23 protein-coding genes are annotated in these 18,742 nt (G+C 49.3%); 12 read left to right on the forward strand and 11 right to left on the reverse strand.

Annotated features, from left to right (window positions below):
• Nucleotides 1-142 precede the first annotated feature (142 nt).
• Nucleotides 143-406, forward strand: coding sequence for a DNA-binding transcriptional regulator SfsB (sfsB, locus tag DES37_RS17925; RefSeq protein WP_036104884.1), 264 nt, complete (start codon nucleotides 143-145; stop codon nucleotides 404-406).
• Nucleotides 407-436: 30 nt separating this feature from the next.
• Here the strand turns inward: sfsB and murA are convergent, their stop codons facing one another.
• The 7 genes from murA to mlaF all read right to left on the reverse strand — a co-directional run bounded on the left by murA (nucleotide 437) and on the right by mlaF (nucleotide 5,238).
• The gene (gene murA / locus DES37_RS17930) at nucleotides 437-1,696 is read right to left on the reverse strand and encodes a UDP-N-acetylglucosamine 1-carboxyvinyltransferase (protein WP_036104886.1); all 1,260 of its coding nucleotides are present in this window, start codon (nucleotides 1,694-1,696) and stop codon (nucleotides 437-439) included.
• 53 nt (nucleotides 1,697-1,749) lie between these two features.
• Nucleotides 1,750-2,004 carry a BolA family iron metabolism protein IbaG gene (ibaG, locus tag DES37_RS17935; RefSeq protein WP_110027134.1) on the reverse strand — a complete coding sequence of 85 codons (255 nt, stop codon included), beginning with the start codon at nucleotides 2,002-2,004 and terminating at the stop codon, nucleotides 1,750-1,752.
• Nucleotides 2,005-2,132: 128 nt separating this feature from the next.
• Nucleotides 2,133-2,432 (reverse strand): lipid asymmetry maintenance protein MlaB, encoded by a 300-nt coding sequence (gene mlaB, locus DES37_RS17940; protein ID WP_036104891.1) that lies wholly within the window; start codon nucleotides 2,430-2,432, stop codon nucleotides 2,133-2,135.
• A complete protein-coding gene (gene mlaC, locus DES37_RS17945; RefSeq protein WP_036104895.1) occupies nucleotides 2,432-3,061 on the reverse strand; it encodes a phospholipid-binding protein MlaC in 630 nt (209 codons plus the stop codon). The genes mlaB and mlaC overlap by 1 nt, the downstream gene beginning before the upstream one ends.
• Nucleotides 3,062-3,076: 15 nt before the next feature.
• Complete coding sequence (mlaD, locus tag DES37_RS17950) at nucleotides 3,077-3,628, reverse strand: outer membrane lipid asymmetry maintenance protein MlaD (protein ID WP_036104897.1); 552 nt, start codon at nucleotides 3,626-3,628, stop codon at nucleotides 3,077-3,079.
• Between the two features lie 4 nt (nucleotides 3,629-3,632).
• Nucleotides 3,633-4,418, reverse strand: coding sequence for a lipid asymmetry maintenance ABC transporter permease subunit MlaE (gene mlaE / locus DES37_RS17955; RefSeq protein ID WP_110027136.1), 786 nt, complete (start codon nucleotides 4,416-4,418; stop codon nucleotides 3,633-3,635).
• 4 nt (nucleotides 4,419-4,422) lie between these two features.
• The gene (gene mlaF, locus DES37_RS17960; protein WP_036104902.1) at nucleotides 4,423-5,238 is read right to left on the reverse strand and encodes a phospholipid ABC transporter ATP-binding protein MlaF; all 816 of its coding nucleotides are present in this window, start codon (nucleotides 5,236-5,238) and stop codon (nucleotides 4,423-4,425) included.
• A 231-nt stretch (nucleotides 5,239-5,469) separates the two neighbouring features.
• On the opposite strand from mlaF, the gene DES37_RS17965 reads away from it, so the two are divergent.
• The 11 genes from DES37_RS17965 to npr all read left to right on the forward strand — a co-directional run bounded on the left by DES37_RS17965 (nucleotide 5,470) and on the right by npr (nucleotide 13,669).
• A complete protein-coding gene (locus DES37_RS17965) occupies nucleotides 5,470-6,447 on the forward strand; it encodes a calcium/sodium antiporter (RefSeq protein ID WP_110027138.1) in 978 nt (325 codons plus the stop codon).
• 12 nt (nucleotides 6,448-6,459) lie between these two features.
• Nucleotides 6,460-7,446, forward strand: a complete 987-nt coding sequence (kdsD, locus tag DES37_RS17970; protein WP_036104909.1) for an arabinose-5-phosphate isomerase KdsD — start codon at nucleotides 6,460-6,462, stop codon at nucleotides 7,444-7,446.
• A gap of 15 nt (nucleotides 7,447-7,461) precedes the next feature.
• A complete protein-coding gene (gene kdsC, locus DES37_RS17975) occupies nucleotides 7,462-8,028 on the forward strand; it encodes a 3-deoxy-manno-octulosonate-8-phosphatase KdsC (protein ID WP_036104914.1) in 567 nt (188 codons plus the stop codon).
• Nucleotides 8,025-8,600, forward strand: coding sequence for an LPS export ABC transporter periplasmic protein LptC (lptC, locus tag DES37_RS17980; RefSeq protein ID WP_036104917.1), 576 nt, complete (start codon nucleotides 8,025-8,027; stop codon nucleotides 8,598-8,600). Before kdsC ends, lptC begins: the two co-directional genes overlap by 4 nt.
• Nucleotides 8,569-9,120 carry a lipopolysaccharide ABC transporter substrate-binding protein LptA gene (lptA, locus tag DES37_RS17985; protein WP_110027140.1) on the forward strand — a complete coding sequence of 184 codons (552 nt, stop codon included), beginning with the start codon at nucleotides 8,569-8,571 and terminating at the stop codon, nucleotides 9,118-9,120. The genes lptC and lptA overlap by 32 nt, the downstream gene beginning before the upstream one ends.
• Nucleotides 9,121-9,126: 6 nt before the next feature.
• Nucleotides 9,127-9,852 carry an LPS export ABC transporter ATP-binding protein gene (lptB, locus tag DES37_RS17990; protein ID WP_036104924.1) on the forward strand — a complete coding sequence of 242 codons (726 nt, stop codon included), beginning with the start codon at nucleotides 9,127-9,129 and terminating at the stop codon, nucleotides 9,850-9,852.
• Nucleotides 9,853-10,013: 161 nt separating this feature from the next.
• A complete protein-coding gene (gene rpoN, locus DES37_RS17995) occupies nucleotides 10,014-11,447 on the forward strand; it encodes an RNA polymerase factor sigma-54 (protein WP_036104927.1) in 1,434 nt (477 codons plus the stop codon).
• Between the two features lie 22 nt (nucleotides 11,448-11,469).
• A complete protein-coding gene (gene hpf / locus DES37_RS18000) occupies nucleotides 11,470-11,757 on the forward strand; it encodes a ribosome hibernation promoting factor (RefSeq protein ID WP_036104930.1) in 288 nt (95 codons plus the stop codon).
• Between the two features lie 82 nt (nucleotides 11,758-11,839).
• Nucleotides 11,840-12,325 carry a PTS IIA-like nitrogen regulatory protein PtsN gene (gene ptsN, locus DES37_RS18005; RefSeq protein ID WP_036104934.1) on the forward strand — a complete coding sequence of 162 codons (486 nt, stop codon included), beginning with the start codon at nucleotides 11,840-11,842 and terminating at the stop codon, nucleotides 12,323-12,325.
• Between the two features lie 220 nt (nucleotides 12,326-12,545).
• Nucleotides 12,546-13,400 carry an RNase adapter RapZ gene (rapZ, locus tag DES37_RS18010; RefSeq protein ID WP_110027141.1) on the forward strand — a complete coding sequence of 285 codons (855 nt, stop codon included), beginning with the start codon at nucleotides 12,546-12,548 and terminating at the stop codon, nucleotides 13,398-13,400.
• Complete coding sequence (gene npr / locus DES37_RS18015; RefSeq protein WP_036104940.1) at nucleotides 13,397-13,669, forward strand: PTS phosphocarrier protein NPr; 273 nt, start codon at nucleotides 13,397-13,399, stop codon at nucleotides 13,667-13,669. The genes rapZ and npr overlap by 4 nt, the downstream gene beginning before the upstream one ends.
• A 7-nt stretch (nucleotides 13,670-13,676) precedes the next feature.
• Here the strand turns inward: npr and mtgA are convergent, their stop codons facing one another.
• The 4 genes from mtgA to mnmL form a co-directional block, all read right to left on the reverse strand.
• On the reverse strand, nucleotides 13,677-14,405 hold the full coding sequence (gene mtgA / locus DES37_RS18020) for a monofunctional biosynthetic peptidoglycan transglycosylase (RefSeq protein WP_036104942.1): 729 nt from the start codon (nucleotides 14,403-14,405) through the stop codon (nucleotides 13,677-13,679).
• Nucleotides 14,402-15,055: an isoprenoid biosynthesis glyoxalase ElbB gene (gene elbB / locus DES37_RS18025; protein WP_110027143.1), complete on the reverse strand. Its 654-nt coding sequence runs from the start codon at nucleotides 15,053-15,055 to the stop codon at nucleotides 14,402-14,404. Before elbB ends, mtgA begins: the two co-directional genes overlap by 4 nt.
• Nucleotides 15,056-15,284: 229 nt before the next feature.
• Nucleotides 15,285-17,621, reverse strand: a complete 2,337-nt coding sequence (arcB, locus tag DES37_RS18030; protein WP_110027145.1) for an aerobic respiration two-component sensor histidine kinase ArcB — start codon at nucleotides 17,619-17,621, stop codon at nucleotides 15,285-15,287.
• Nucleotides 17,622-17,682: 61 nt separating this feature from the next.
• A complete protein-coding gene (gene mnmL, locus DES37_RS18035) occupies nucleotides 17,683-18,612 on the reverse strand; it encodes a tRNA modification radical SAM protein MnmL/YtqA (RefSeq protein WP_110027147.1) in 930 nt (309 codons plus the stop codon).
• Nucleotides 18,613-18,742: the final 130 nt, after the last annotated feature.

Raw genomic sequence — 18,742 nt, forward strand, 5'->3', positions numbered from 1 at the left:
CAACACATTACACAAAGCTGAGCGCGGGAACACAAAACAAACCGCGGGCCTCAATATTAAGAACTTTCAAGAATCTCCTGTGCTATATAACCCGGGCTTTCACTGAGTAGCCAATGCAACCCAATAGCGACAGGGAGAAAACATGGAAAGTAATTTTGTTGACTGGCACCCGGCAGATATTATCGCTGCGCTGCGCAAGAGAGGAACATCAATGGCCGCGGAATCACGTAAGGCCGGGCTGAGTTCTTCAACGCTCGCCAATGCTCTGGCGCGCCCCTGGCCCAGGGGAGAAATGTTGATAGCTGATGCGCTTGATGTAAACCCATGGGAGATTTGGCCCTCCCGTTACTATGACCCACACACCGCACAATTCATTGACAGAACCCGGCTCATTCGCCAGCGTTAAAAAAACCGGGGAATTCCCCGGTTCTTTACGTTATTCAGCGCGAATACGCTCAATTTTAGCGCCCAGCGCCTGAAGCTTGTCTTCAATGCGCTCATAGCCACGATCGATGTGGTAAATGCGATCAACCACCGTAACGCCTTCAGCAATACACCCGGCAAGCACCAGGCTTGCCGATGCACGCAAATCAGTCGCCATAACCTGGGCACCCGACAATTTAGCCACGCCATGGCAAATCGCAGTGTTACTCTCAATTTCTGCATGTGCGCCCATACGAATCAACTCTGGCACATGCATAAACCGGTTTTCGAAGATGGTTTCAGTGATGACACCAGTGCCTTCGGCTACCAGGTTGAGCAGTGTAAACTGTGCCTGCATATCCGTTGGGAAGCCAGGATGCGGCGCAGTGCGGACATTTACCGCTTTAGGGCGCTGGCCATGCATATCCAGAGAGATCCAGTCTTCGCCTGTTTCGATATCTGCGCCTGCTTCACGCAGTTTGGCTAATACCGCATCCAGAGTGTCCGGACGGGTATGACGGCACATCACTTTGCCACCAGAAATCGCTGCAGCCACCAGGAAAGTGCCTGTTTCAATACGATCAGGCAAGACGCGATACACGCCGCCACCCAGGCGTTCAACACCCGTGATAGTGATACGGTCAGTACCCATGCCCGTGATTTTTGCTCCCAGCGTATTCAGGAAATTGGCTGTATCGACAATTTCTGGCTCGCGGGCCGCATTTTCAATAACTGTAGTGCCTTCAGCCAGGGTTGCCGCAGACATAATCGTGACTGTGGCACCAACACTGACTTTATCCATAACAATGTGCGCCCCTTTCAGGCGACCATTGACACTGGCTTTTACATACCCTTCTTCCAGTTTGATCTCTGCACCCAGTTGTTCCAGGCCAGAGATATGCAAATCGACGGGGCGGGCGCCAATTGCACAACCACCGGGTAAAGACACCTGCCCCTGGCCAAAACGAGCAACCAAAGGACCTAATGCCCAAATAGATGCCCGCATTGTTTTGACCAGTTCGTAAGGTGCACAGTAAATGTTAACTTTACTGGCATCAATCCAGACGGACCCGTTGCGCTCAACCTTTGTACCCAGTTGGCTCAACAATTTCATTGTGGTATCAATGTCTTTCAGTTTGGGGACATTCTGAATTTCAACTGGCTCTTCAGCCAATAGTGCGGCAAATAAAATCGGCAATGCGGCGTTTTTCGCCCCCGATATAGTTACTTCGCCGCTCAGGCATGTCGGCCCTTCTACGCGGAATTTATCCATCAGGACAGCTCTCTACATATTCAAAATCACAAGTGCTGCAGCGTCGTTGCAGCTCAGAATCCGTTTAACTTACGGTCGCGTTCCCACTCTGTCGGGGTACAGGCTTTGATGGATAAAGCGTGGATACGGTTATCCGCAATGTATTCCATAAGAGGCCCATAAATCGTTTGTTGTTTTTTCACACGACTCATGTCGGCGAAGAGTTCACCCACTGCAGTAACCTGAAAGTGGCTACCGTCACCAGTGACGTGGACTTCCTGAAGGGGCAGTGCATTCATCAGCACCGTCTGAATTTCATGATTTTCCATGGGCTCTTCATCATCGTCGATTAATAAAACCAGCCAAACATCTTAGAGGAAAGTGTTCGCCGCTGAAATAAGCAAAAAGGCCTTGCAGTGAGAAAATGCAAGGCCTTGAGACTAACCCACTGAAAACACTAGTGAGTATAGGGAAATACTGATTCCGGTAAATTATAAAGCTTGCTCAGCATATCAAGCTTTTCATTCACGCCAGTGAGCACAACTTCACGCCCCTGTGAGCGAGATGTTGCCACCAGATGCAGTAAGATAGCCAGGCCTGCAGTATCTACCCGGACCAGTTCACCAACTGCTATTTCTGATAATGCCTGGCAAATAACCTGGCGCTGTGACCAGAGTGGCAACAATGACCCCTGATCCAGAATACCGGACAAAGACAGAGTGCCGTTATCCAGTTGCCACTGCAAAGCAGCCGCCATTATTTCTGTGCTTCCAGTGTAATTGGATGGCGAGATATTTCTTTCAGTTCTGCAGTCAGGCCATCAATCCCTTTCTGACGTAACAAATCACTCCACTCATTTTGCTTGGTAGTGATCATGCTGACACCTTCTGCAATCATGTCATATGCCTGCCAGTTTCCAGTCTGGCTGTTTTTACGCCACTGGAAGTCCAGGCGCACCGGAGGGCGACCATTCGGGTCAATGATGGTCACACGAATTGCCACGATAGTCGCGTCACCAATAGGTTGTTCAGGGGCTATCTGATAAGTCTGGCCATGATACATTGCCAGAGCCTGCCCATAGGCCTGTTTCAGGTATTCGCGGAAAGCAGCAAAATAGGCTTCACGCTGCGCCGGAGTGGCATCACGGTAATAGCGCCCCAGAACCAATGCCCCGGCGTACTTGACCTGGACATAAGGCAGCAATTCCTGATCAACTATCTCACGCAGATAATCCGGATTCTGACGAATTTTAGCCTGTTCATTTTTCAGCCGGGAAAACGTTTTTTCCGCCGCCTGGTTCATTAACACATACGGATTGGACTGATCCGCCGCTACCGCCAAAGGTGCGATCACCAACATGGCAACCATTAACAGCCGTTTAAACATGACATATCTCCAAACTTAGTTCGTTTTCCCGGACGGGGATGGCTCATTATTCCCGTGTGACGTTCCTTGTGCATCGCCACTCGTCTTATTGTCGTCACCATTGTTGCTCTTATATAAGAACTGGCCTATCAAGTCTTCAAGCACCATAGCTGACTTGGTATCCTGCATGGTGTCGCCATCTTTCAGAATACCAGTACCGAGTTCTGGGTCTTCAAACCCCACATTCAGTGCCAGATACTGTTCACCCAGTAAGCCTGAAGTGCGCACAGCCAACGAACTGGTGTCTGGAATATGGTTGTAACGTTGCTCGATATCCATTGCCACACGGGGCAAATAGGTCTTTGGATCCAGAGAAATATCGGCCACCCGGCCAATCACCACACCACCAATACGCACTGGAGAGCGTGCTTTCAGGCCACCAATGTTGTCGAAAGTGGCATACAGACGATACGTTGGCTCAGTATGAAACGAGGTGATATTTGCCACACGCAGGCAGATAAAAAGAATAGCGGCAAACGCAACCAGCATAAATGCGCCAACCCAGATTTCAAATTTCTTCGTTTGCATGAACTTAATTCCCAAACATCAGTGCAGTAAGCACAAAATCCAGCCCCAAAACAGCCAGAGAAGCGTGCACAACAGTACGTGTAGTTGCCCGGCTAATCCCTGCAGATGTTGGGATAGCATCGAACCCATTAAATAACGCAATCCACGTTACCGTAATGGCGAACACTACGCTCTTGATAACACAGTTGACCAGGTCAAGGCGCCAGTCGACAGCATTCTGCATGGCAGACCAGAAAAAGCCGGAATCGATCCCTTTCCAGTTCACCCCAACCAGCGAGCCGCCCCAAACACCAACCGCGACAAAAATCAGTGTCAGCAGCGGTAATGAAATAACCCCAGCCCAAAAACGTGGGGAAATCACACGACGCAACGGATCGACAGCCATCATTTCCATACTGGAAAGTTGTTCCGTGGCTTTCATCAGGCCGATTTCAGCAGTAAGCGCAGAACCAGCCCGCCCGGCGAACAATAATGCAGCGACCACCGGACCCAGCTCACGCAGCAGCGACAATGCCACCAGCATTCCCAGACTGGTTTCTGCGCTGTATGTGGTTAAAACCAAATACCCCTGAAGGCCCAGCACCATACCGATAAACAACCCCGATACGATGATGATTATCATAGACAGCACACCAACACTGTAGAGTTGGCGCATTAACAGCGGCGCATGTTTGCGAAACTCGGGTTTTCCGACCAGTGCATTGAAGAGCAGTACCCCTGCCCGACCAAATGTTGCACAAAACTTTATGCCTTTATGCCCGAGAGATGCCAGCGCATCCAGAAATACCACGTGATTACTCCTCCGCTCCTGCAAATAGATCCCGTTGATATTCCCCAGCCGGAAAACGGAACGGCACAGGACCGTCGGCAATACCATCCAGAAACTGACGAACCCGTGGATCCGGATTACTGCGTAGCCCCTCCGGGCTACCATGCGCGATAATCTGTTGATCAGCAACGATCCATGCTTCATCGGCAATACTGAGCACTTCCGGTACGTCGTGGGACACGACAATGCAGGTCACACCCAGCGAACGATTCAACTCAGAGATCAGCTTCACCAACACGCCCATAGTGATAGGATCCTGGCCAACAAAAGGTTCATCAAACATGATGAGTTCAGGTTCCAGCGCTATAGCACGAGCCAGCGCAGCCCGCCGGGCCATCCCACCAGAAAGCTCGGATGGCATAAGCTCCGCAGCTCCGCGCAGCCCCACGGCTTCCAACTTCATCATGACTGTACTGACCAATAGCGGCTCAGGCAGATGTGTATGTTCGCGTAAGGGATAAGCCACATTTTCAAACACGTTCAGGTCCGTAAACAACGCGCCCGACTGGAAAAGCATGCTCATCCGTTTACGGACGGTGAACAACCGTGAACGAGACAGTGACGGAATGTTGTCACCATCAAATAAAATTTGCCCGGCATCAGGTTTAATCTGCCCACCAATCAGGCGTAACAGGGTGGTTTTACCAATCCCGGATGGCCCCATGATGGCCGTGATCTTTCCACGCGGTACGGTCAACGAGATATTGTCGAAAATACGCCGACTCCCGCGTGAAAAGGTCACGTCTCGAATATCGACCAGGTTATCCACTCTCTGGTTCATCTGATGTCCTTAAACTCTTAGCTTCAGATACACCTGTACATTTAAACACGGCATTGATTTCTGCTGTGCGCGATATTCTTACAGAATATTGCGCAGTTCAGTTAGCGAAAACTGGCATCGTTTTACTTTTCGGTGCCATATAGTCAAAATTAGGCAAGTGTTTCATGCTGTGCTGTTCCCGCATAAGCAAGAGCAGTGAACCAGTCATTGTAACTGAATAAAGGATTTTTCATGTTTTTAGCGACGTCTCTGTTAATCATCGGTTTACTTTTGGTGGTTTACAGCGCCGACCGGCTGGTCTTTTCTGCGTCTTTACTTTGCCATCGGCTTGGGGTTTCTCCCTTAATCATCGGCATGACTGTCGTTACCGTTGGCACGTCGTTACCCGAGATAATTGTTGCGTTATCGGCAACGTTACGTGACCAGGGGTCACTGGCCGTAGGCACGGCAATTGGTTCTAATATCACGAATATTCTGCTGATTCTTGGTCTGGCAGCAACGTTACACCCCTTAAAAGTTCACTCAGCGTTGCTACGCAGAGAAATCCCACTGATGCTGCTGGTCACGCTTATTGCCGGGTATATTCTGTGGGATGGTGAGTTGACTCGTAGCGAAGGCGTTGTCTTGCTGATAATCGCCGCTATTTACTTGCTGCTGACAGTCAAATTCGCTCAGCACGCCCATCACAAAGAAAACGACAACCTGACCCGGGAACAACTGGCAGAACTACCTTGTGAAGGCTCCCTGCCCGTTGCGCTGTTATGGCTGGGGGTTGCGCTCATTATTATGCCAATAGCCACTCATATGGTTATTGACAACGCTACAGTACTTGCGAATGCCTTTAACATCAGCGAGTTCCTGGTTGGTGTCACTGTACTGGCAATTGGCACCAGTCTGCCGGAACTGGCAACGGCAATAGCCGGAGCAAGAAAAGGTGAAGACAACATCGCCATTGGCAATTTAATCGGTGCCAATATTTTCAACATCACAATTGTTCTGGGTTTACCTGCGCTCGGGTACCATAGAGACCTCGATCCGCTCATGATCCGGTATGATTATGGGGTGTTATTGCTGGTCAGCCTGGTGTTTGCGCTGCTTTGTTGGCGCCGTTCAGGTGAAATCAGTAAGTGTGCGGGTGCTTTGTTATTAACTGGCTTCATTGTCTGGTTAATTCTGCGCCTCGCCGGTTTTTTTCCTTTCGTCGAGTAATACGGACACGGTATGTCACACAAAAACGTGGATGCAGGCTTTGATTTCCAGCGCGCCGGGAAAACCGTGCTTACGGTTGAACGTGAAGGGCTGGCTCAACTGGACCAGTATATCAATGGCGACTTTACAGACGCCTGCAGGAAAATATTTGCCTGTCAGGGCAAAGTCGTGGTTATGGGAATGGGTAAATCCGGGCATATTGGCCGCAAAATGGCCGCTACATTCGCCAGTACAGGTACACCTGCATTTTTTGTTCACCCCGGGGAAGCCAGCCACGGTGATTTAGGCATGGTGACCAACAACGATGTTGTTATTGCTATTTCTAACTCAGGTGAATCCAACGAAATACTGGCACTTATTCCAGTACTTAAACGCCTTAATGTTTCCCTGATCAGCATGACCGGGCGGCCACAAAGCACAATGGCAAAAGCCGCAGATATCCACTTGTGCATTCACGTACCGCAAGAGGCCTGCCCGCTGGGCCTGGCTCCCACCACCAGCACAACCGCCACATTAGTGATGGGTGATGCTCTGGCTGTAGCTCTGTTGGAGGCCAGAGGGTTCACCGCAGAGGATTTCGCGCTATCGCATCCGGGCGGAGCTCTTGGGCGCAAGTTATTACTGCGTGTTAATGATATTATGCACACGGGTGATGAGATCCCCCATGTCAGTGAGCACGCCTCGTTACGCGATGCTTTACTGGAAATCACCCGAAAAAACCTGGGGATGACGGTTATCTGTGATGACCAGATGACAATTCATGGTATTTTCACCGATGGCGACTTACGCCGGGTGTTTGATATGGGCGTTGACCTGCATAGCCTGGCGATTAAAGACGTGATGACCCCGGGTGGTATTCGGGTTAAGCCCGGTACACTGGCTGTTGACGCACTGAATTTAATGCAGTCCAGGCATATTACAGCTGTAATGGTTGCGGATGGCGACCATCTGGCTGGTGTGATACATATGCATGATCTGCTGCGCGCAGGCGTAGTCTGAATAGGATATGAAGTAATGAGTACCCCCCAAACGGTAACTGAAACGTGCTACGGTCTGGTCGATAACTCCGTAATAGAGAAAGCAGCGCGGATTAAGCTGCTTATCCTTGATGTCGATGGCGTGATGTCTGATGGCCTCATTTATATGGGCAACAATGGTGAAGAGTTGAAAGCGTTCAATGTGCGGGACGGTTACGGCATTCGCTGCGCGCTGACATCAGGCATTGAAGTTGCCATTATTACCGGGCGTAAAGCAAAGTTACTGGAAGACCGTTGCCAGACACTGGGTATCACTCATCTTTGGCAAGGTCAAAGTGATAAGCGTATCGCTTACCAGTCTTTGCTTTCTCATCTGTCGTTGCAACCAGAAGACGTCGCTTATATTGGTGATGATCTGATCGACTGGCCAGTGATGTCACAAGTCGGTTTGAGTGTGGCTGTCGCTGACGCCCACCCACTGCTGCTCCCCCGAGCAGATTATGTCACGACGATTCCTGGTGGGCGCGGCGCAGTAAGAGAGGTTTGCGATATCCTGCTACAGTCTCAGGGCAAACTTGAGCAGGCTACAGGGCAATCAATATGAGTAAAAGCAGACGTTGGGTCATTATCCTGCTTGCTCTGGTCGTTTTAATTCTGCTGGGGATAAACCTCGCTGATACCGACAATAATTCGCAAGTACAGGTCAATAACAACGAGCCAACTTATCAGAGTGAGCACTCCGATACGGTTGTATATAATCCAGAAGGTGCGCTCAATTATCGCCTGATAGCAAAACATGTTGAATACTATTCAGATCAAGAGCTGACCTGGTTTACTGACCCCGTAGTGACTTCATACGATACAAACAAAGTCGCGACCTGGTCTATCCGGGCAGACAAAGCAAAACTGACCAATGATCGGATGCTTTATCTCTACGGGCATGTTGAGTTGGATGCACTGACACCTGACTCACAGTTACGAAAAATCACCACCGATAACGCTCAGGTAAACCTGATAACTCAGGATGTTGCCTCCGATGATCTGGTGACGCTATATGGCACCACATTTAATTCCAGTGGTTTGAAAATGCGCGGCAACTTACGCAGTAAAACGGCCAAGCTGATTGAAAAGGTTAGAACTTCCTATGAAATTCAAAATAAACAAACTCAGCCTTAACGTTCTGGTAGCCGGTGCATTGTTTGCCGCCAGCCTCCCGGCATTTGCGTTAACTGGCGATACGGATCAGCCTATCCATATCGAATCAGATCAGCAGTCTCTGGATATGCAGGGTAACATCGTCACCTTTACCGGTAATGTTGTTGTCACCCAGGGGAGCATCAAGATCAACGCAGACAAAGTCGTTGTGACACGCCCTGGCGGCGAAAAAGGTAAAGAAGTGATTGATGGCTATGGTAACCCGGCCACATTCTATCAAATGCAGGATAACGGCAAGCCGGTTAAAGGCCATGCCAGCCACATGCATTATGAACTGCAAAATGATTTTGTCGTTCTGACTGGCAAAGCTTATCTGGAGCAACTTGATAGTAATATCACTGGCGATAAAATTACCTATCTGGTGAAAGAACAGAAAATGCAGGCGTTTAGCGACAAAGGTAAACGCGTGACGACCGTTCTGGTTCCGTCCCAACTTCAGGACAAGAAAGACCAGACAACTGCCCCTAAAAAGAGTAACTAATTCAGTATGGCAACACTTACAGCGAAAAACCTGGCGAAGGCCTATAAAGGGCGCCGGGTCGTCGAAGATGTCAGTTTAACTGTGAACTCTGGCGAAATCGTTGGCCTGCTGGGGCCTAACGGTGCGGGGAAAACCACCACGTTTTACATGGTAGTGGGTATTGTTCCGCGCGACGCTGGTAATATCACCATTGACGATGAAGACATCAGCCTGTTACCGCTTCATGCCCGTGCCCGCAGAGGGATTGGCTATCTGCCGCAGGAAGCATCTATTTTCCGGCGTCTCAGCGTGTACGATAACCTGATGGCGGTGTTACAAATTCGCGATGACCTCTCCAGCGAACAACGTGTTGATCGGGCAAATGAGTTGATGGAGGAATTTCACATCGAACATCTGCGCGACAGCCTCGGGCAATCGCTGTCAGGTGGTGAACGCCGTCGTGTAGAGATTGCGCGAGCACTGGCTGCTAATCCGAAGTTCATTCTGCTGGATGAACCCTTCGCAGGGGTTGACCCCATCTCGGTTATCGACATAAAACGTATTATCGAACATCTGCGTGACAGCGGTCTGGGCGTATTGATTACCGACCACAACGTGCGCGAAACACTGGCGGTTTGTGAACGGGCTTATATCGTCAGCCAGGGTCACCTTATTGCCCATGGTACACCAGGCGAAATTCTCGAAGACGAGCATGTGAAGCGGGTATATCTTGGGGAAGAGTTCAGACTCTGATAGGGTAAGCGTGACAGGATGTAAAAAAGAGTGAGTACACCTCGTATCAGGTTTGTTCGCTATTCGTTATCACTGTCACCGTTTCACTTTATCAGGAGAGTTTTTCTTTTTGCCAGGGCAGGTATTATTAACGTATTGACCTGAGGAAGTATGCTCTGAATATGAAGCAAGGTTTGCAACTAAAGCTTAGTCAACAGCTTGCCATGACGCCTCAGCTACAACAGGCCATTCGCCTGTTGCAACTGTCTACGCTGGAACTGCAGCAAGAACTCCAGCAAGCGCTGGAAAATAATCCGCTGCTTGAGCAAACCGATTTTCATGAAGAAGTGGAAACTCAGGATGCCCAGGATAGTGAATCGCTGGATACCCGGGAAGCGCTTGAGCAAAAAGACATGCCTGAAGAGCTGCCTCTGGATGCGAGCTGGGATGAAATCTATACCGCCGGGACACCATCAGGAACCGGGGCAGATTACATTGATGATGAACTACCTGTTTATCAGGGTGAGACGACTCAAACATTGCAGGATTACCTGATGTGGCAAGTGGAGCTGACTCCGTTTTCTGATACTGACAGGGCAATTGCCACATCGATTGTCGATGCCGTAGATGAAACAGGTTATCTCACCGTTCCCGTTGAAGATATTCTGGAAAGCATGGGCGATGAAACCATCACGCTGGATGAAATTGAGGCCGTACTCAAGCGAGTACAGCGATTTGATCCTGTGGGGGTTGCTGCCCGTGATTTACGTGATTGTTTGCTTATCCAGCTTTCACAGTTCTCCCGTGAAACACCTTTTATTGAAGAAGCCCGGCAGATAATCAACGGGCATCTCGATCTTCTGGCAAACCATGACTTCCGCACACTGATGAAAGTCACGCGTCTTAAAGAAGATGTGCTGAAAGATGCGATGGTGCTGATCTTGTCTCTTGACCCTCGCCCTGGCCAGTCCATTCACACCACTGAACCTGAATACGTTATTCCGGATGTGTTGGTTCGCAAACATAAAGGGCGCTGGACAGTCGAACTGAATTCCGACAGTATTCCCCGCTTGTCCATCAACCAGCATTACGCCTCTATGTGCAACAATTCGCGTAATGACAGTGACAGCCAGTTCATCCGCAGTAATTTGCAGGAAGCGAAATGGTTAATCAAAAGTCTGGAAAGCCGCAATGAAACACTGCTCAAAGTCAGCCAGTGTATTGTTGAGCAACAACAGGCTTTTTTCGAAAATGGCGAAGAATACATGAAGCCAATGGTGCTGGCAGATATTGCTCAGGCGGTGGAAATGCACGAATCAACGATTTCGCGCGTTACCACGCAAAAATACCTGCACAGCCCACGGGGCATTTTTGAGCTGAAATATTTCTTCTCCAGCCATGTGAACACCGAAGGTGGGGGCGAAGCCTCTTCCACGGCTATTCGTGCGCTGGTGAAGAAGTTGATTGCCGCAGAAAACCCGGCAAAACCACTTAGTGATAGTAAACTGACTTCTATGTTATCTGATCAAGGTATCATGGTGGCGCGGCGCACTGTCGCAAAATACCGCGAGTCTTTATCCATACCGCCGTCGAACCAGCGTAAACAATTGGTTTGACTTAACCGATAAGGAAGACAATATGCAACTCAATATCACAGGACAGAATGTCGAGATTACTGAAGCTATGCGCGAATTCGTCAACACAAAGTTCGCCAAACTGGAGCAGTATTTCGAAAGGATCAACCAGGTCTATATTGTGTTGAAAGTGGAAAAAGTCACTCAAACAGCGGATGCAACGCTTCATGTAAATGGCGGTGAGTTGCATGCCAGTGCCGAAGGCCAGGATATGTATGCCGCAATTGACGGTTTGATAGATAAACTCGCCCGTCAGTTAACCAAACACAAAGATAAACTGAAACAGCATTGATGACCCAGGTATTTCCCTGAATCTCAGCGGCCCGTTATCGCAGGATAGCGGGCCGCTGGCACAGAGGGTGCCAGGTGGAGCTATGATGAATAATGATTCCGCGCTGCAACTCAGCGCTGTCCTGAACCAGGAATGTACGCGTAATAACGTGCATTGTCAGAGCAAAAAACGTGCTCTGGAAATCGTCAGTGAACTGGCGGCTAAGCAGTTAGGCCTTCCGTCACAAGCGGTTTTTGATGCTGTACTAACCCGTGAGCGCATGGGAAGTACCGGTATTGGCAATGGTATCGCTATCCCGCACGGTAAACTGGAAGAAGACACATTACGTGCCGTAGGTGTATTTATCCGTCTGGAAACACCCATACCTTTCGATGCCATTGATAACCAGCCAGTTGATCTCTTGTTCGCTTTGCTGGTTCCGGCAGACCAAACTAAAACACACTTACATACATTGTCGCTGGTCGCCAAAAAACTGGCTGACAAAACTATTTGCCGTCAGCTCCGTATGGCGCAAACGGATGAAGAGTTATTTAACATTATTACTGATGCAGGAAATGCAGGAGCCTGATTCAGGCGCAGTAATCATGCAATAACACCACAAGATACCCATAAAAATTTGGAGTGCAGCAGGCCAACACCGTAGACGTCACTGGCTTTATATGCCAGTTAGCAACGTAATAGGTTGCTGGTGAAGGCCATCAGGGTGCCTCTCAGGGATGAGAGAGATAAATATCGCCACCCTGTGCAAACCGATAACGGGTATATTCAGACTGGGGGAGAGACCGTTCATGGTGCTGATGATTGTCAGCGGCCGCTCAGGTTCAGGGAAATCCGTAGCCTTGCGTGCTCTGGAAGATATGGGGTTTTACTGTGTAGATAACCTGCCAGTTGTGTTGCTACCCGATTTAGCCCACACATTATCTGACAGGCAAACGTCTGCGGCAGTCAGTATTGATGTACGCAATATGCCCGAATCTCCGGAAATTTTTGAACAGGCAATGCGTAATTTGCCTGATACCTTTTCGCCGCAACTTCTGTTCCTTGATGCTGACCGTAATACGCTGATTCGACGCTACAGTGACACAAGGCGTCTTCATCCGCTGTCCAGTAAGAATCTGTCACTGGAAAGTGCGATCGATGAAGAAAATGATCTGCTGGAGCCACTGCGATCCCGGGCCGATCTGATTGTTGATACTTCGGAAATGTCAGTTCATGAACTGGCAGAAATGCTGCGAACCCGGCTGCTGGGTAAACGTGAGCGTGAACTCACCATGGTATTTGAATCATTCGGTTTTAAACACGGCATACCTATCGACGCAGATTACGTTTTTGATGTTCGCTTTCTGCCAAACCCGCACTGGGATCCCAAACTACGCCCGATGACCGGTCTGGATAAACCTGTCGCTGCCTTTTTGGACCGCCATACCGAAGTGCATAACTTTATTTACCAGACACGCAGCTACCTTGAGTTATGGTTACCCATGCTGGAGACAAATAACCGTAGCTACCTGACAGTTGCTATTGGTTGTACTGGTGGTAAGCACCGTTCTGTTTATGTTGCAGAACAATTAGCCGACTATTTCCGCTCACGCGGTAAAAATGTCCAGTCACGTCATCGCACGTTGGAAAAACGCAAAACATGACCGTAAAACAAACTGTTGAACTCACCAATCGTTTAGGCATGCATGCTCGCCCGGCAATGAAGCTCTTTGAACTGGTACAAAGTTTTGATGCCGAAGTGTTACTGCGCAATGAAACTGGAACTGAAGCAGAAGCCAGCAGTGTAATTGCACTGCTTATGCTGGATTCTGCCAAAGGTGGGCACATTGAAGTAGAAGCAACCGGGCCACAGGAAGAGGAAGCCCTTGCCGCCGTTATCGCGCTATTCAATGCGGGTTTCGACGAGGATTAACTCCAGGCTAGTTCAGCTTGTGCTCTGCCAGGAAGCTTTCCCCACCCAATTGCCTCATCTGGCGGAGTATCCATTGTTGCCTGGCGCGAACATACCCAGAAGGAGCACTGGCTTTATAAATAATCGGGTTGGGCAATACCGCAGCTAACAAAGCGGCCTCCGCTGGCGTCAGCCGGCTTGCAGGCTTGTGGAAATAATGTTTTGCAGCCGCCTCAACACCAAAGATGCCGTCACCAAACTCCGCTACATTCAGGTAAACCGTTAATATTCGGCGCTTACCCCACAGCAATTCAATGCCAACCGTTAACCCGGCCTCCAGGCCTTTACGCACCCAGGAACGCCCATCCCACAAAAACATATTTTTGGCTGTTTGCTGAGATAATGTTGATGCGCCACGTATTCGGTTTTCATGGCGCTCGTTATGAGCCAGCGCTTTCTGAATCGCTCCAACATCAAAACCCCAGTGTTCCGGGAATTTTTGATCTTCAGCCGCAATAACCGCAATCGCCATCCAGGGAGAGATGTTATCCATGGATTCCCATGTTGAATGCGCAACATAGTGAAAATCGCCCGAAAACCATGCAGATACCTGGCGTTCCACCATCACAGCACTGAACGGGACAGGCAACACGCGAAACAGTAGTATTAATGACAGCCAAAAACCAACAAGCCCCAGAACACCAAACAAGATGTACCGTTTCACTCTTGCTAACAACCCCTTACTGCCTCGGCTCATTGGCAAAGAACCAGAACACGGGAAACCAGTTTCTCAATACCCTGTGCGGCTTCATCAATACTTTTCGCCAGCATATAGGCCGGTGTGGTTACCACTTTTTGGTCTTCATCCACCACAATATCCTCTACCGGGCAAGGAACGTGTTCCCCGCCCATCTCTTCCACTAATTCAGCAGTGTCAACATCTGTACCAATAGTCAGCCGAACAGGTGTTTCAAGAATATGAGGAAGCATAGCAGGTGCAATACAGATAAAACCAAGTGGTTTTCCTGCTGCATGACAATCTCTGGCCAGGGCCTTCAGTGCCGGGTCAACGGAGCATTCCGCACCAGCAACAGCAAAGTTACTGAGGTTCTTGGCAGCACCAAACCCGCCAGGCACAATAAGTGCATCCAGTTCTGCCGCCCGGGCCTGGCTGAGAGAGCTCACCTGCCCCCGGGTAATACGTGCAGCTTCAACCAGGCAGTTACGTGTTTCCGGCATCGCCTCACCGGTGAGGTGATTTACCACGTCATACTGTGTTTTATCTGGAGCAAAACAAATGGCTTCTGCTCCTGCCCGGGCAATTGCCAGTAAAGTGAGGACTGCTTCATGAATCTCTGAGCCGTCATAGACACCCGCACCACACAGAACTACGCCAATTTTTTTCATACAAATTCTCTTTGTGCCGCTGTCAAATCGTTAAATAAAATGCTATTAAGACGCTATGCTTCACACATTTTACTGATTCATGTAACAACTAATTTAAGTTTTGCTATCTTATGGCTGAGTTGTGTGAGGAATTTCTCGTCTCGCCTCGTTAAAACATAAACCAATACTCTGCGGGACGTCAGTTTCCCTGGTGTTGGCGCAGTATTCGCGCACCCCGGTTAATCCGGGGTCATTTTTTTTCAGCATCGGCAACCCATTTTTCCAGCGCAGCGATATCGTTGCGCCATTCGTGCCGAATCTCCTCTATCCATTCACCAGCATTATCCCACCAGGCGGGTAAATCCGGAGACTGCACTTGCTGTGCCAGTTGCTGAATATGCCGTAACCCCACAGAGCCTGCGGCACCTTTGATTTTATGGCCCTCGTCAACAATGCCTTTCTGGTCCCGTGCAGTCCAGTTTGATTCCAGCACACTTAAATAGCCCGGCATCATTTTCTCAAACATCGCCAGCCCGTCACGAATCAGTTTTGGCCCGACTAACTCCATATACTGTTCGAGCATTGGCAGATCCAGGATAGCTTGTTTTTTATCATCAGCTTCAAGATTATTCACGCCATCCTCCGGTGCGGTATGTGCGTCCCAAAACTTCTTGATCATCGCGGTTAAAGCAGACACAGATAATGGCTTACTCAATACATCGTCCATGCCGGCATCCAGATACTCTTTTTTATCTTTAAGTACATTGGCGGTTAACGCAACTAACGGTGGTAATTCATCCCGTGTAAATGTTTGCGTTAATTTACGGGCAATATCCAGCCCGGTCATATCCGGCAACTGAATATCCAATAAAACTAAATCGTATTCACCGGGAATAAATGTCGCCAGAGCTTCTTTACCGGTCATTGCCACATCAACGGAGTTGCCCATTTTTTCCAGCACTGAACGGGCGACAATCACATTCAGTTCAATATCTTCCACCAACAGAATATGAAGAGCAGGCAGAGGCAACTCATCGTCATCTTCTTCATCCACTTCATCATGAACGGAAGGAGCATGTACTGTGAGGGTAAACAATGCGCCTTCACCTGGTTTACTGGAAACAGTGATATCCCCTCCCATACTTTTCGCCAGGCGACGAGATACCGCCAGGCCAATTCCGGTACCGGTTGCAGGCTTCCCACCCTGTTCGTCTTTCACCTGGTAATACATAGCGAAAATTTTATCCTGCTCACCGGGAGGAATACCAATACCCGAATCCTGAACTTCAAAGCGCATTATCTGGTCATCCTGATAGCTGACCTGCACCCGCACTTCTCCTTTACGGGTAAATTTCACCGCATTACTAATCAGATTCCACAGAATTTGCCGCAGGCGTGTGCCATCTGCGATTATTTTATGCGGCAACGGCTGCGAGGTTTCCATTACAAAACGCAGCCCTTTTTGCTGAGCCTGCAGGCCGGAGAGGTTTTCGAGGTCAGAAAGGAAACCGGTAAAATCAATTGGCTGGTTATCCAGTTGCACTTTGCGGCGTTCAATTTTATCCATATCGATAATATCATTGAAGATATTACCCAGAGTGACGGCCGAAACATGCACGGTTTTCAGGTACTTTTCTTGTTCTGGGGTCAGGTCTGTATCCAGCAGAATACGGCTCAAACCGACGATCCCGTTCAGTGGCGTACGCAATTCATGGCTGATAGTGGAAATAAACGTTGTTTTATCCCGGCTGGCGCGCTCAAGGGCATCCTGATAACGCTTACGCTCAGTGATATCACGCCCAAACCCCATCAGACCATGCCGTTTACCTACACGGTCGTAGTAAGGCACTTTACGGATTTCAAAGCAGGCTTTGCGCCCATCGGGGTAATCCAGCCACTGTTCATAGGTGAGTGAAACATTATGGCGAAAGACTTTTTCGTCCGTTTCAATCACTTTCTCGGCCGCCTCCGTGGAATACACATCGGCCGGACGCAGACCAATGAGTTGTTTCTCACTTTTCCCGGTTAACAGCTCCATCGCCCGGTTGCACCCGGAGAACTCCTGATCTTCATTGCGATAAAACACCAAATCTGGTGATGCATCGAGGAATGAACGTAAAAAAGAGGACTGTTGGGCCAGTTGGATCTGCGTTTGCTCACGCTCTTTTATTTCCAGTGTTAGCTGGTCAAGAACAGACTGGCGCTCTTTTTCCGCCCTTTCACGATCAGTAATCTCCTGATTAAGCTGCGTGATATTGTTTTTTAGCTGAACATTAAGCGACAAATCGCGTTCACGCATCTCTTCCAGTTTTTCTACCAGGCGTGTCAGCCGTTGCCGGGACTCCTCAATTTGCTCCACCACAACAGAGAGGAAATAGACCGCCCATGGCGTAATCAATAACCCGAAGAAGATAGAGCGGATAACATCAATACTCTCTACCTGACCGCGCAACACCATAGTGACAGCCATCTGAACAACAATAGCCAGGACTACCAGCGCAAACGCTAACAACAGGGAAAAACGCACCAGACCCAATTTCATCATCAGGTCTACATAATATTGCGCCAGCTTACGGATTTGATTCATGGAACATTCCTTAACTGAGAATTACCACCATGATACCGAAAAATGACATAACAGTATGTTTTCAGGCAAGCATCGGTGTCCAGGGCGTCCCTAATGCATCACCCTGAGGGCCATGTTCAAGTAAATAGCGGTTGATTTCCACCATGCCAGTCCAGCGATTTTCACACCACAAAGGGGCAAGCAGTGTCGGGCGCCGTGCACTGGCTGAAATACGGTGATAGACGACATCCAGCGGTGTGTGGCGAATCATTTCACTGGCAGTATGGGTATAGTCCTCAAGAGTAATCCCCGCCAGCCTGCCGGCTTGCCAGCTTTTTGCCATGATACTGCCTTTCACAATATGTAAGGGATGTAACTTAATGCCATCCACTCCGGTGCTCACCACACTTTCGAGCGTTTCCATACAATGCTGATGTTGTTCACCCGGCAAACCCACAATCAAGTGGCAACAAACTTTCAGACCGCGCTGGCGAGCCAGTTGTGCCGTTCGCTGGTAGCAGGCAAAGTCATGGCCACGATTAATGCGATGCAATGTTTTATTGTGTGCGGTCTGTAACCCTAACTCGAGCCAGACTTCATAGCCCTGAGCCGCATAACCACTCAGTAAATCCAGCACAGCTTCCGGAACACAGTCCGGTCGGGTTCCCACACATAAACCAACAATATTCGCCTGTGCAACCGCCTGTTGGTACATATTACGCAGCACTTCCACCTCAGCCCAGGTGCTGGTGTAAGCCTGAAAATAAGCAAGATAGCGTTTTGCGCGGTTCACCAGATGCGCCTGCTCAGCAAGTTGCTCAGCGATGGAATGATATTGTTGCGCTTCATCAGCAAAAGAGGCGACGTTGCAAAACGTACATCCCCCGCGCCCGATGGTCCCATCGCGGTTTGGGCAACTGAACCCGCCATGCAAAGTCAGTTTATGTACCTTTTGCCCATAGCGGCGAAAAAGATCACCACCAAACATATTGACTAAATTCTGTAACTGCATAATTCTGTTAGGCCGCCCTTAGTAAGGGCAACAGACTGCCACTTTCCTTAACCGACGGCGATGACCTGGATCAAGCGCCCCGGCCGCCTTTATTCAAATGAATAAAAATTCACAATAAACGTTTTTTCAC

Source organism: Mangrovibacter plantisponsor (assembly GCF_003182475.1).
Classification (GTDB): Bacteria; Pseudomonadota; Gammaproteobacteria; order Enterobacterales; family Enterobacteriaceae; genus Mangrovibacter; species Mangrovibacter plantisponsor.

Coding starts and splice junctions, on each gene's coding strand:
- mlaC (WP_036104895.1), bottom strand. CDS start 3,061: ATGTTTAAACGGCTGTTAATGGTTGCCATGTTGGTGATCGCACCTTTG.
- sfsB (WP_036104884.1), top strand. CDS start 143: ATGGAAAGTAATTTTGTTGACTGGCACCCGGCAGATATTATCGCTGCG.
- rpoN (WP_036104927.1), top strand. CDS start 10,014: ATGAAGCAAGGTTTGCAACTAAAGCTTAGTCAACAGCTTGCCATGACG.
- ibaG (WP_110027134.1), bottom strand. CDS start 2,004: ATGGAAAATCATGAAATTCAGACGGTGCTGATGAATGCACTGCCCCTT.
- mnmL (WP_110027147.1), bottom strand. CDS start 18,612: ATGCAGTTACAGAATTTAGTCAATATGTTTGGTGGTGATCTTTTTCGC.
- kdsC (WP_036104914.1), top strand. CDS start 7,462: ATGAGTACCCCCCAAACGGTAACTGAAACGTGCTACGGTCTGGTCGAT.
- rapZ (WP_110027141.1), top strand. CDS start 12,546: ATGGTGCTGATGATTGTCAGCGGCCGCTCAGGTTCAGGGAAATCCGTA.
- elbB (WP_110027143.1), bottom strand. CDS start 15,055: ATGAAAAAAATTGGCGTAGTTCTGTGTGGTGCGGGTGTCTATGACGGC.
- npr (WP_036104940.1), top strand. CDS start 13,397: ATGACCGTAAAACAAACTGTTGAACTCACCAATCGTTTAGGCATGCAT.
- mtgA (WP_036104942.1), bottom strand. CDS start 14,405: ATGAGCCGAGGCAGTAAGGGGTTGTTAGCAAGAGTGAAACGGTACATC.
- DES37_RS17965 (WP_110027138.1), top strand. CDS start 5,470: ATGTTTTTAGCGACGTCTCTGTTAATCATCGGTTTACTTTTGGTGGTT.
- kdsD (WP_036104909.1), top strand. CDS start 6,460: ATGTCACACAAAAACGTGGATGCAGGCTTTGATTTCCAGCGCGCCGGG.
- lptC (WP_036104917.1), top strand. CDS start 8,025: ATGAGTAAAAGCAGACGTTGGGTCATTATCCTGCTTGCTCTGGTCGTT.
- lptB (WP_036104924.1), top strand. CDS start 9,127: ATGGCAACACTTACAGCGAAAAACCTGGCGAAGGCCTATAAAGGGCGC.
- murA (WP_036104886.1), bottom strand. CDS start 1,696: ATGGATAAATTCCGCGTAGAAGGGCCGACATGCCTGAGCGGCGAAGTA.
- mlaD (WP_036104897.1), bottom strand. CDS start 3,628: ATGCAAACGAAGAAATTTGAAATCTGGGTTGGCGCATTTATGCTGGTT.
- mlaB (WP_036104891.1), bottom strand. CDS start 2,432: ATGGCGGCTGCTTTGCAGTGGCAACTGGATAACGGCACTCTGTCTTTG.
- ptsN (WP_036104934.1), top strand. CDS start 11,840: ATGATGAATAATGATTCCGCGCTGCAACTCAGCGCTGTCCTGAACCAG.
- mlaF (WP_036104902.1), bottom strand. CDS start 5,238: ATGAACCAGAGAGTGGATAACCTGGTCGATATTCGAGACGTGACCTTT.
- hpf (WP_036104930.1), top strand. CDS start 11,470: ATGCAACTCAATATCACAGGACAGAATGTCGAGATTACTGAAGCTATG.
- arcB (WP_110027145.1), bottom strand. CDS start 17,621: ATGAATCAAATCCGTAAGCTGGCGCAATATTATGTAGACCTGATGATG.
- lptA (WP_110027140.1), top strand. CDS start 8,569: ATGAAATTCAAAATAAACAAACTCAGCCTTAACGTTCTGGTAGCCGGT.